The sequence below is a fragment of the Lachnospiraceae bacterium genome (genome assembly GCA_025758065.1).
In the GTDB taxonomy this organism is placed as follows: domain Bacteria; phylum Bacillota; class Clostridia; order Lachnospirales; family Lachnospiraceae; genus Enterocloster.
In genome coordinates, this window is the sequence record CP107199.1 from 616,739 (window position 1) to 628,867 (window position 12,129).

Annotated in this window: 9 protein-coding genes; 2 read left to right on the plus strand and 7 right to left on the minus strand. The window is 44.1% G+C overall.

Translation table 11 applies throughout. The features are described 5' to 3' along the window. Nucleotides 1–14: 14 nt before the first annotated feature. The 7 genes from OGM16_02805 to rfbA all read right to left on the minus strand — a co-directional run bounded on the left by OGM16_02805 (nucleotide 15) and on the right by rfbA (nucleotide 8,439). Nucleotides 15–833: a Cof-type HAD-IIB family hydrolase gene (locus OGM16_02805; GenBank protein UYJ47224.1), complete on the minus strand. Its 819-nt coding sequence runs from the start codon at nucleotides 831–833 to the stop codon at nucleotides 15–17. A gap of 59 nt (nucleotides 834–892) precedes the next feature. Continuing rightward, nucleotides 893–1,486 (minus strand): biotin transporter BioY, encoded by a 594-nt coding sequence (locus OGM16_02810; protein ID UYJ47225.1) that lies wholly within the window; start codon nucleotides 1,484–1,486, stop codon nucleotides 893–895. Between the two features lie 356 nt (nucleotides 1,487–1,842). Next, a complete protein-coding gene (gene leuA, locus OGM16_02815) occupies nucleotides 1,843–3,510 on the minus strand; it encodes a 2-isopropylmalate synthase (protein UYJ47226.1) in 1,668 nt (555 codons plus the stop codon). Between the two features lie 573 nt (nucleotides 3,511–4,083). Then, nucleotides 4,084–5,436 carry a phosphoglucosamine mutase gene (glmM, locus tag OGM16_02820; GenBank protein ID UYJ47227.1) on the minus strand — a complete coding sequence of 451 codons (1,353 nt, stop codon included), beginning with the start codon at nucleotides 5,434–5,436 and terminating at the stop codon, nucleotides 4,084–4,086. 3 nt (nucleotides 5,437–5,439) lie between these two features. Continuing rightward, on the minus strand, nucleotides 5,440–6,300 hold the full coding sequence (gene rfbD, locus OGM16_02825; protein ID UYJ47228.1) for a dTDP-4-dehydrorhamnose reductase: 861 nt from the start codon (nucleotides 6,298–6,300) through the stop codon (nucleotides 5,440–5,442). Between the two features lie 137 nt (nucleotides 6,301–6,437). Beyond that, nucleotides 6,438–7,460, minus strand: coding sequence for a dTDP-glucose 4,6-dehydratase (rfbB, locus tag OGM16_02830; protein ID UYJ47229.1), 1,023 nt, complete (start codon nucleotides 7,458–7,460; stop codon nucleotides 6,438–6,440). Between the two features lie 79 nt (nucleotides 7,461–7,539). Continuing rightward, a complete protein-coding gene (gene rfbA, locus OGM16_02835; GenBank protein ID UYJ47230.1) occupies nucleotides 7,540–8,439 on the minus strand; it encodes a glucose-1-phosphate thymidylyltransferase RfbA in 900 nt (299 codons plus the stop codon). Between the two features lie 256 nt (nucleotides 8,440–8,695). Here rfbA and OGM16_02840 point away from each other — a divergent pair, with 256 nt between their 5' ends. Together OGM16_02840 and OGM16_02845 are read left to right on the plus strand one after the other, a co-directional pair. Further along, entirely contained in the window at nucleotides 8,696–10,435 is a 1,740-nt protein-coding gene (locus OGM16_02840; GenBank protein ID UYJ47231.1) for an ATP-binding cassette domain-containing protein, read from the plus strand. Further along, nucleotides 10,432–12,117 carry an ABC transporter ATP-binding protein/permease gene (locus OGM16_02845; protein ID UYJ47232.1) on the plus strand — a complete coding sequence of 562 codons (1,686 nt, stop codon included), beginning with the start codon at nucleotides 10,432–10,434 and terminating at the stop codon, nucleotides 12,115–12,117. Before OGM16_02840 ends, OGM16_02845 begins: the two co-directional genes overlap by 4 nt. Nucleotides 12,118–12,129 lie beyond the last annotated feature (12 nt).

The following is a 12,129-nucleotide window of genomic DNA, read 5'->3' on the forward strand; positions in this document are numbered from 1 at the left end:
CCCCATGTGCATATTCAATAGATGTTAGTGGCAAAATATTTCCTCAATACAGCCAGCAGGCCCTGATGCTGGTTATCTGCAGGAGTCACAAACGGCGCCGCCAGCTTCACCTCTTCCGGTGCGTTTGCCATGGCAAAACCTGCCCCTACTGCATTTAACATATCCAGATCATTTTGTCCGTCCCCAAAAGACATTGCCTGTTCTAATGATATGTTGTATTTCCCACATACGATCTTCACCCCGGCTGATTTGCACACGTTTCCGTTCATCACTTCCAGATAGACCGGTTTAGATCTTGCTATAGAAAGTTCTGGATAAAGCTCTTTCAACCGCTTTTCTGTCTGGATGACTGACTTCTGTTCTCCCATAAAAAGAAACTTATGGATACCTCCGTTTTTCCCAAATATTTCCCTTATATCGCCTGTTTCAGGTACCAGATGGGTAATCTCCTGTTCCCGGAGTACCCAAGGATCAGACCCATCATCTACTACCCAGTGTTCCCCGCCGTATGTGCCGCAGACGACCTGGGGAAATTCTTTTTCAACCAGTTTTTTGATCTCACAGGCCAGATCAAGATCCATCAGACAGCTATAGATTTCCTCATTATCCGCTCCCAATACCAGTCCGCCACTGTAGCACACCATAGGTGCATGAATGCCCAGTTCTTCCCGGATCGGACGCATTCCTTCCGGCATACGGGCTGATACCAGTACAAAAGGAATTCCTCTTTTGTCCAGACTTTGCAGTTCTTCTACAGTTTCTTTCGGAACCTGGTTTTCATCATTTAAAAGAGTTCCATCAATATCACTAAAGATTATTTTATATTTCTTCACGCTGTTTAACCTCCATATTTCCAAGGATGTTCTCCCGGAATCGTTGTTCATCTGATCAACTACTTACGGAACATATCTCCCGCCAGTGCCCTGATCCTCTTTGCTAAAAATGCCGCCATAACGCAGAGAAGAAAATCTTCCATAACTGTGATCAGAAAGCAGTTGATCACCACCAGTTTCCATGAAACCGGCATATGGATCACGAAATTACTGATCACGTAAAAATACACCATTCCGGAAACATAGTAAGCCATCATTCCCCAGAAGGCACTGAACAGATCCCAGGCAGTACCTGCTCCCTGACGAAGGGAGGATAATTTTCCTGTGATCCATGCTGCAAATACAAACCCCAGCAAAAAACCAAAGGTTGGACGGATCAAATATGCCGGACCGCCGCCTGCTGCAAATACCGGAATACCGGAAAGTCCTACTGCCAGGTAGATTCCTACACAAATAGCGCCTTTTTTCGCCCCAAGTAAAAATCCAGCTAAAAGAACAAATAAAAACTGCATAGTAAAATGCATGGGAAACGGCTGAACCGGTATATTGACCTTAATATAAGCCCCCGCTGCAATAAGTGCAGTGAACAGGCCGATCTGAGCCATTTCCCTTGTAGTAAGCGCCTGGACACGGGCCACTTTTAATTCATGCATGAATATTTTTCCTCCGTGATCTATAAATGTTCTCTCGGAATCTTTCTGTACCTGATTTTATGAGAAGATTTTTTGTCAGTTGTACCCAAATTTCTGTGGCGTACGCGGTGCGTACGGTGATGAAATCCGAGTGCGACTGGCGGAAAATCGGCCACAAAGACAAATACAGGAAAGACTCCGAGAGGACATATAAATGTCTTGAAACATTGTAACATTGACCACAGCCTAAGTCAATGAAGGAGCAAACCTATATCTGCCTGACAGCACTTCCATAACAGAAAAACGCATTGCCATAAAAGACAATGCGCTTTTGATCTTTACTTTTATTTTATGCCGGTCCCGGCATGAAAGTTTTATTAATAGAACAGTCTGTTTACTGCACTGAAAATACCACGGATAGATGCTCTGGTAATATTGGAACTGATGCCTACGCCGTAGGTTGCTTTTCCGGTGGTCTGGTCTACTAAGTGGATATAGGAAGCAGCCTGTGCGCCAGAACCAGATGCAAGTGCATGTTCGGTGTAGTCTAATACCTTGATCTGGATGCCCAGTGCCTCTTCTAAGCCTCTCTGGACAGCATCGATCGGTCCATTTCCAATGCCATCGAAATGCTTCTCAATGCCATGGTCAGTATAAGTAAGCTTAACAAGTGTTGCAAACTCGCCATCTGCAGTCTCTGTATCGGTAATGCGGCACTTGCGGAAATGCATTGGTTCTTTGCGGTCCAGATAATCCTTCTTGAACTCCTCCATGATCTGCTCCGGAGCAACCTCACCCTGCTTCTCGGAAATAGCCTGGATCACATCGGCAAACTCCTTGTGCATGCCCTTCGGAAGCTTGAAGCCGTAGAAAGTATCCATAACAAAGGCTACGCCGCCCTTTCCGGACTGGCTATTGATACGGACGATCGGCTCGTACTCTCTTCCGATATCGCTTGGATCGATAGGCAGATACGGAACTTCCCAGTACTGGCTGTTTCTTTCGTGGAGAGCCTGCATACCTTTGTTGATGGCATCCTGATGGGAACCGGAGAATGCGGTAAATACCAGCTTGCCTGCATATGGATGTCTTGGCGGGATCTGCATTTTAGTACAGCGTTCATAAACCTCTGCGATCTCACGCACATTTTCAATATTTAATTCCGGGTTGATACCCTGGGAGAACATGTTGTAAGCAACGGTCAGTATATCTACATTACCAGTACGCTCGCCATTTCCAAACAGAGTTCCCTCTACACGGTCAGCACCTGCAAGAAGTGCTAATTCGGTAGCTGCAACGCCTTCTCCTCTGTCATTGTGCGGATGTACGCTTAAGATAATGCTTTCCCTGTTCTTAAAGTGTGTGTGCATCCATTCGATCTGGTCTGCATATACATTTGGAGTATTCATCTCAACAGTAGATGGAAGGTTGATGATGATCGGGTTCTCCTTGGTAGCTCCCCAGGTCTCCTGAACAGCAGTACAGATATCAAGGGCAAAATCCAGCTCTGTGCCGGTAAAACTCTCCGGAGAATACTCAAGACGGATCTGCGTATCACATTCTGCTGCATATCTCTGTACCATCTTGGTACCTACAATAGCGATATCTTTGATCTCGTCCATATCTTTGTGGAAAACAACATCTCTCTGAAGAGTAGATGTGGAATTGTAAATATGTACGACAGCCTTTTTAATACCCTTTAATGCCTCAAAAGTCCTCTTGATCAGATGCTCACGGCACTGTACTAATACCTGAACTTCTACATCATCCGGGATCAGCTTGCGGTCAACCAGGGTGCGAAGAAAATCGTATTCAATCTGGGATGCTGCAGGGAAGCCAACCTCTATCTCCTTAAAGCCCAGCTTTACTAAAAGGTTGAACATTTCTACCTTTTCTTCTACTACCATTGGTTCTACCAGTGCCTGGTTTCCATCACGCAGGTCAACGCTGCACCATACAGGAGCCTTTTCAATCTCTTTATCCGGCCAGGTACGCTCTGGGAAATGGACTACAGGTACGCTTTTATATCTCGCATAATTTAACATAATAACTATTTCCTCCTTGTGTTTATCTCTGTCTTTTTCTGTTACATGCTTTGCACTCTCGCAATTCTATTTATTGCTGCAACCGGCATTTCAACGGATCTGCTTTGTATTTCCTTTTAATTCCAAGCCCTTCCGGGCAGTCGCTCGATCACACCGTAACGGCAGACGATAAACAGCAGTACTTTTACTGATTCAGCCCCACGTTTCATCATTCCTTTTCTCATAAAATCATGTGCAGAATGGCACTTTACCAAATAGAATGTGCCTTGGCACATTCTCGCGCCGAGCGCGGTCGCTTGCGACATGTTTCTTCTTCGCGCGAGTGCGCATCATTGGCACGTTAGTGTCTTTTTATGTAATAGGAAATTTCAAAGAATTTCCTATTACATAAAAATGCTCCGGAGCAGCTTTGTCTCCGGAGCATCCAGCCTCATTGCTGCAACATACAATAAAAGTATATGCTACAGTATACCATATACCATTTATTCTTACAAGCAATGAGATTTCATTTTATTATTCGTTCTGGTTATGGTTAATATTCCAAGCCAGCTTTTTCAGACGTATCAGCTTACCTTATAAGCAGTGTCCCTGTTCTTCCATAACTTTAATTACCTGGTCAACATATTTTTCGCAGGTTTCAAGATCAGAGGCTTCGACCATAACGCGGACAACAGGTTCTGTACCAGACTGGCGGAGTAAGATCCGTCCATCGCTTCCCAGGCTTTCTGTTACTTTTTTAACTTCTGCCTGGACTTTTTCATCATCCTGGGCTGCTTTTTTGTCTTTTACCTTTACGTTCTTAAGAACCTGTGGATAAACTTCATACTCAGATGCCAGCTTTGCAAGTGTCTGCTTCTTCTCTAAGATAACTTCCATTACCTTCAGGGAAGTAAGGATGCCGTCACCGGTGGTTGCATGCTTACTGAAAATAATATGGCCGGACTGTTCACCACCTAAGCAATTGCCGGTAGCTGCCATATTTTCGTAAACATATTTATCGCCTACCGCAGTCTTTTCATAGGAAATGCCTTCACGGTCAAATGCTTTATACAGGCCGAAGTTTGACATGACCGTAGTAACAACTGTATTGTGGAACAGGCTTCCCTGCTCCTTCATGTATTTTCCGCAGATATACATAATACCATCGCCGTCTACTACATTTCCCTTTTCATCTACAGCGATACAACGGTCTGCATCCCCGTCGTAAGCAAAGCCTACATCACAGCCTTCTTCTACTACAAACTTCTGTAAATGCTCAATGTGGGTGGAACCGCAGTCTGTATTGATATTTAAGCCATTTGGTTCATTATTGATCACATGGGTCTGGGCGCCCAGAGCATCAAATACATTTTTGGCAATAGCAGAAGCGCTTCCGTTTGCACAGTCCAAAGCCACTTTCATGTTCTTGAAGGAACGGGTGGCAATGGAGATCAGATAGCCAATATAACGGTTTCTGCCTGCTGCAAAATCTACGGTACGGCCGATCTTATCTTTCTTGGCAAAAGGGATCTCCTCTATTTCACCATCTAAGTATTTTTCGATCTCTGTGATCACAGATTCTTCCAGCTTTTCGCCTTTTTCATTAATAACCTTAATACCATTATCGTAGTATGGATTATGGCTTGCGGAAATCATGATACCGCAGTTAAAGCCTTCTGTACGCACTACATAAGATACGCTTGGTGTGGTGGTTACATGAAGCAGAAATACATCTGCACCAGAAGCAGTCAGACCTGCTACCAGTGAATACTCAAACATATAGCTGCTTCGTCTGGTATCTTTTCCAATAACAATACGACATCTTTCAGCCGGATTTTTCTGTCCATAATACCAGCCTAAGAAACGTCCTACTTTAAAAGCATGCTCAACAGTCAGGTTTACATTTGCCTCTCCGCGAAAGCCGTCTGTTCCAAAATATTTTCCCATTTTTTACAGTCCTTCCTGTCCTTTTAATTCCTTTAAATAACGTCCTAAAGCGTCCTGCCATGCAGGAAGTCTCTCAAATCCCTTTTCTGTCAGTTTTTCTTTGTTTAAGCGGCTGTTGGACGGACGTTTTGCTTTAACCGGAAATGCTGATGAATCTACCGGTGTTACCTTTACTTCATCCATACCAGCCTGACGGAAGATCTCGCAGGCAAAGTCATACCAGCTGCAGAGTCCTTCGTTGGTTGCATGATATCTGCCATATTTATCCGTCTGGATCATGGCAACTAACAGCTTAGACAGATCATAGGTATAAGTTGGAGAACCGATCTGGTCATTTACAACGCTGACAGCGCCTCTTTCTTTGCCTAAGCGGAGCATGGTCTTAATAAAGTTCTTTCCGTTTATACCAAATACCCAAGCAATGCGGACAATAAAGTACTTATCCAGGTTCTGTTCTACTGCGATCTCACCTTCATATTTAGTCAGTCCATATACATTTAATGGCTCTCTGTGGTCATCCGGCTCCCATGGACGCTGTCCTTCGCCGTTAAATACATAGTCTGTACTGATGTACATCATTTTTATGTCTAAGGACTTGCACACTTTGGCAATGTTTCTTGTTCCTTCTGCGTTTACCTTACGGCACAGTTCCACGTTGTCTTCTGCAGCATCTACTGCAGTATATGCTGCACAGTGTATCACTGCATCCGGTTTTGCCTCTGTAATTACTTTTTCGCAGGCTGCAGCATCTGTAATGTCCATTTCCTCTACATCTACGCCAATCCCTTCGATGCCCTTTGCTGCCAGTTCGTCCATTACATCATGTCCAAGCTGTCCTTTTACACCTGTTACCAGAACTCTCATAAATGATCCCTCACTTTTTGTTCTTGCTTTCTGATATCAGACCGCACTGCATAATATACATCTGCAATCCTCATCATACATGTCAATGGCTGGCGGAAATTTCCGTCAGCCACAGTTACTTTTTGCTTATGGTTTACTTACAGACGGTTTCCGTACATTTTATCGAAGTAATTACTGTACTCACCGCTTAAAATGTTTTTCCACCATTCCTGGTTATCCAGATACCACTGGATGGTCTGCTGAATTCCCGTATCAAAGTTATATTTTGGCTTCCAGCCTAATTCTGTCTCGATCTTAGTTGGATCGATAGCATAACGACGGTCATGTCCCGGACGGTCTGTTACAAACTTGATCAGGCTTTCCGGCTTATTTAATGCCTTTAAGATGGTCTTTACAACTTCCAGATTGGTTCTCTCGTTGTGTCCGCCAATATTGTAAACTTCACCAACGCGGCCCTTGTGGATGATCAGATCGATAGCCTCGCAGTGATCGGATACATGAAGCCAGTCACGTACATTTTCACCGGTTCCGTATACAGGAAGCTCTTCATCTGCTAAAGCACGGCTGATGATCAGCGGAATCAGCTTCTCCGGGAAGTGATATGGGCCGTAGTTATTGGAGCAGCGGGATACTGTTACAGGCATTCCGTAAGTTCTGTGGTATGCCAGCACAAACAGGTCTGCACTTGCCTTGGATGAAGAATATGGGCTGGATGTGTGCAGTGGTGTTGTTTCTGTAAAGAACAGGTCCGGACGGTCTAATGGCAGGTCTCCGTAAACCTCATCCGTAGATACCTGATGATAACGCTTAATGCCATAGGTACGGCATGCATCCAGTAAAGTTGTGGTTCCCATTACATTGGTGCGTACAAATGCCTCTGGATCGGTGATAGAACGGTCTACATGGCTTTCTGCAGCAAAGTTTACTACTACGTCTGGTTTTTCTTTTTCAAATAAGTCAAAGATGAACTTTCTGTCAGCGATATCGCCTTTTACAAAGCGGTAGTTTGGCTTGTCCTCTACCAGCTTTAAGTTTTCCAGATTTCCTGCATAGGTCAGCAGATCCAGGTTGATGATCTCATAATCTGGATATTTATTTACCATATGGTGTACAAAGTTGCTTCCGATAAATCCGGCACCGCCGGTTACGATGATCTTCATAATGTAAATATTTCCTCCTAAAATAGCTCAAAGTGAGCATTTACGCCACGGTAAACGCCGTGACGAACGCCTGTGATCATTAGAACTCTCTATTGTGTAACTTATCTACATACTTACCGTCTAAAACGTCCTTCAGATACTTGCCATACTGGTTCTTCTTCAGGACTTCGTAGGTCTCTAATACCTGCTCTTTCGTGATCCAGCCGTTTAAATATGCGATTTCTTCCAGACATGCGATCTTTCTGTGCTGATGGGTTTCTACAGTCTTTACAAAGTTGGTCGCCTCTACTAAAGACTCATGGGTTCCTGTATCCAGCCAGGTAAAGCCCTGTCCCAGTAAAATAACATCCAGATCACCATTTTCCAGATAGATACGGTTCAGGTCTGTGATCTCTAACTCGCCTCTTGCAGATGGCTTTAAGTTCTTTGCATATTCTACAACACGGTTGTCATAGAAGTAAAGTCCTGTTACACAGTAATTAGACTTCGGTTTTTCAGGCTTTTCTTCGATAGAAATAGCTTTTCCATTTGTATCAAATTCAACAATACCAAAACGTTCCGGATCGTCTACATAATAGCCAAATACCGTTGCACCTTTTCCCTTGTTGGCAGCAGCCTTTAATCTTTTATTTAAGCCCTGTCCGTGGAAAATATTATCACCTAATACCATAGCAACTGAATCACCGGCAATAAACTCTTCACCAATGATAAATGCCTGAGCCAGACCATCTGGACTTGGCTGTACTGCATAGCTTAAATTAATACCAAACTGCTTTCCATCACCTAACAGAGCCTCAAATCGAGGGGTGTCATCTGGTGTGGAGATGATTAAGATATCCCTGATACCTGCATTCATCAATACAGATAATGGGTAATAGATCATAGGTTTGTCATAAATAGGAAGCAGCTGCTTCGATGTAACTTTGGTCAAAGGGTAAAGTCTGGTGCCGCTTCCGCCGGCAAGTATAATCCCTTTCATTTTTTCCTCCTTGCAGGTCCCTATAACCATCTTGCCTCCTGTTTTAAAGCAGACTACGGCCGGACCACTGGTTATTCTTTGTTCAATATACCATACTATACTCCATTTTTCAAATCTTCAGGGAAATATTTCGATATAATTCATGAAAAATTAATAAGCGATTTTTTTCAACTGGTGATTAGGGATTGAAAAAGGATTTCTTATTATATATGATGTACTAGTACATCATATGAACAGAAAAATCGGGGGAAAACATATGCTTTTAATGAACAAAACACTTTTAAAGCTTGCACGGGGACTATGGCTTTGGATCTTTGCCATAGCAGGTATGGGCTTTCTTACCTTGGTGGGGACTACTGCACTGGCTGAGATCATTGCCGGTTTCCTTGGTACTCTTTTTCAGCCTCAGGAGATCCTGCATACTGCCTGGGGCGCTGTCAGCGCTGCTCTGGCTGCCGCTGTATTTACCTTTCTTGCCCAGCTTTTAAAGGGACTTCTGGAATACAGGACCGCTGCAAAAGCAAGGGAAGGCATGCGGAAAATGATCTTTTCAAAGGTACTGGAACTGGATGCAGGCGGCATTGAAAAGATCGGTCCTGTTTCCGCTATCACAGCTTCTGTGGATGCAGTAGAACAGATGCAGACCTATTTCAGCACCTATCTTCCAAGCCTGATCTACAGTATCATAGCACCTGTTTACCTGTTCTTTCACTTAAAGGGCATCTCTATGCCGGTGGCTGTTTTATTATTGGTGGTATCACTTTTTCTTCTTCCCATTAATAATGCATTCCGCAGCAGGATTGAAGATATCCGTAAGATCTACTGGCGTTCATTAGATGATATGACCGGTTATTATATGGATAGCCTGCGCGGACTTACTACTTTAAAGCTGTTTAACAGAGATAAAGAACATTCTCATATCCTTGGAGAAAAAGCAGATATATTGAATAAAAATATCAACTGCTTTATGAAAATCAATTTTACCTCTTTTCTGGTAACAGAGGCGCTGATCTACGCTGCGCTGGTGACTGCCCTGGCAGACTCCTGTATCCGTATTACAAGAGGCACCATCACCATTTCACAGGCATTAGTGGTTCTAATGCTTTCTTACAGCTATTTTTCTTCTGCCCAGCAGCTGATGAGCGCTTCCCACAGTGCCCTGACTGCTATTTCTGCAGCCGGAAAGGTAGAAGAGATCCTGGATACTGATACTTCCCGTCCCTTTGATCCATTACTGCCGGAAGATAAAGAACATTTCAACGGGATCCGAATGGAAAATGTGTCTTATGGTTATAAAGGACGGTCCAAAGCCTTACAGAACCTTTCCCTTACTGTTCCCAAAGGTTTTGTGATTGCTCTTGTAGGGCTTTCAGGCTGTGGAAAATCCACTACTGCATCCCTTTTAATGCGTTTTTGTGACGCATCAGCAGGACATATTTATATGGAAGGCAAAGATTACCACAGCATGAAACCGGAAGAACTGCGAAAATATATTGTAATGGTTCCCCAGCAGGTAAACCTGTTTTCCGGAACCATCCGGGAGAATCTGCTCCTTGCTGACCCGGATGCTGACGATAAAGCTTTAATGGAAGCCGTAACAGAAGCAGGTCTTTTAAAATTTGTCCAGTCACTGGAAAATGGTCTTGATTCAGATATAGGTAATGCAGGTGCTTCTCTTTCTGGCGGACAGAGGCAGAAAATGGGCATCGCAAGAGCCCTTTTATCAAAGGCTGAATACATGATCTTTGATGAAGCTACTTCCAGCGTTGACCCGGAAAGTGAAAAAGAAATCTGGGATACCATTAGCCGCCTGGCTCACACACGAACCCTTATCATCATCTCCCACCGGATGTCATCTGTACGCAGTGCCCACTGCATTTACGTCTTAAAAGACGGTCAGGTAGCACAGCAGGGCGATCATGAAGCTTTAATGGCACAGGATGGCTTATACCGTCAGTTAGTCCTGCGTCAGCAGACAATGGAGGTGACAGAATGAAGGGAAAATTCAGTTATTCAATGAAAGAAATGAACCGGCGGCTTCTGGCAATCGGAAGACCGATCCGAAAATATATTGCCATATCAACGATAGCCAGTGTACTTGGGGCCCTTTCCCACATGGGACTTATGGGCTTTGGAGCTTTATGGCTCTTAGCTGCAGCCGGTTTTTGCAATGGGACAATAGCTTATGCAGCCCTTACCATCGCCTGCGCTGTTCTGATCGCAGTATGCCGCTACCTGGAAGGTTTATTCTCCCATTTAGGTGCTTATGGTATTCTTGCGAAAATGAGAGTACATCTTTTTGATGCTATCGACCGCATCTCACCTGCTTATATGATCGGACGTGAAACCGGCGATATTATGAACATTGCTGTAGCGGATATTGAAACTCTTGAATATTTCTTTGCCCATACCATCGGACCCATGTTTACAGTTATTTTGCTTCCGGTAACTACCATTGCTTTAGCATGGTTTGTAAATCCTCTGTATGCACTGGTGCTGATCCCCATTTACGTTATGATCAGCGTTGTACTGCCTCTTGGTGCATTAATAGCAGGACGTGGAATCGGTATTCGCTACAGGGAACAGCTTGGTGACTTAAAGTCAAAAATACTGGAAAGTGTATACAGCATACGGGATATCCAGATCTTTGGCGCCGGAAACCGGAAAATGAATGATGTGATGCTGGCAAACAACCGGGTAAATAAAGCTGCTTTAGGGCTTACGCTCCACAGGCAGACCATTGCTTCTTTTCCCAGCTTTTTCATCTATCTTGCAAGGATACTGATCCTGGTATGCGCCGGATATCTTGCATCAAAGGGGATTGATAACCCGGTAGGGACCATTGCTATTTCCTTTGCTGCAACTGCTTCTTTATCCTCTTCTTTCAGCCTTACCTTTGTGGTAACAAGTCTTCTGGAAGCTTATGGCGCTGCAGAACGTATTTTTAAGATCGAAGATACATTGCCTGAAACAGAAGAACCTGTGCATCCTGTCACCTGCGGCGAGATCCAGACCATCGAATTTAAAAATGTGTCTTTCGCTTATCCAGGTACAGAGAGAAAAATCCTGGAACACTTTAACTATGTGATCCATAAAGGAGACCAGATCGGTATCGCCGGTGAATCTGGTGCTGGAAAATCCACACTGCTGCGCCTGTTACTGCGGTTTTACGCACCTTCTGAAGGCCAGATCCTGATAAATGGCATTCCATTAGAACAGATCAGCTTCAGCGAACTTCATAAACGGATCGCATTTCTGGAACAGGATACCTATTTGTTTGATATGACTATTGGGGAAAATATCAGGATAGCAAAGCCCGGTGCATCCATAGAAGAGATCAAGGATGCCGCAAAACAAGCCGGTATTGCAGAGTTTATTGATACACTGCCAGAGGGCTATGATACAGACATGGGACAGATGAGTGCAAGGCTTTCAGGCGGGGAACGCCAGCGGATCGGCATTGCAAGAATATTGCTGCGCAATCCAGATATCTGCCTTATGGATGAACCTTCCAGCGCTTTAGATGCCCTTCACGAGAAAGAACTTCTCCATACACTGCAGACAGCTTATGCAGGCAGAACATTACTGCTGATCTCCCACAGAAGCAGTACGCTGACGGGATGCAGCAGGATATTACAGGCTGGGGAATTAAAATGTTACAGAACGATCTGCAAATAGCAATCCGCAAGT

Coding starts and splice junctions, on each gene's coding strand:
- OGM16_02810 (UYJ47225.1), bottom strand. CDS start 1,486: ATGCATGAATTAAAAGTGGCCCGTGTCCAGGCGCTTACTACAAGGGAA.
- leuA (UYJ47226.1), bottom strand. CDS start 3,510: ATGTTAAATTATGCGAGATATAAAAGCGTACCTGTAGTCCATTTCCCA.
- glmM (UYJ47227.1), bottom strand. CDS start 5,436: ATGGGAAAATATTTTGGAACAGACGGCTTTCGCGGAGAGGCAAATGTA.
- rfbD (UYJ47228.1), bottom strand. CDS start 6,300: ATGAGAGTTCTGGTAACAGGTGTAAAAGGACAGCTTGGACATGATGTA.
- rfbB (UYJ47229.1), bottom strand. CDS start 7,460: ATGAAGATCATCGTAACCGGCGGTGCCGGATTTATCGGAAGCAACTTT.
- rfbA (UYJ47230.1), bottom strand. CDS start 8,439: ATGAAAGGGATTATACTTGCCGGCGGAAGCGGCACCAGACTTTACCCT.
- OGM16_02840 (UYJ47231.1), top strand. CDS start 8,696: ATGCTTTTAATGAACAAAACACTTTTAAAGCTTGCACGGGGACTATGG.
- OGM16_02845 (UYJ47232.1), top strand. CDS start 10,432: ATGAAGGGAAAATTCAGTTATTCAATGAAAGAAATGAACCGGCGGCTT.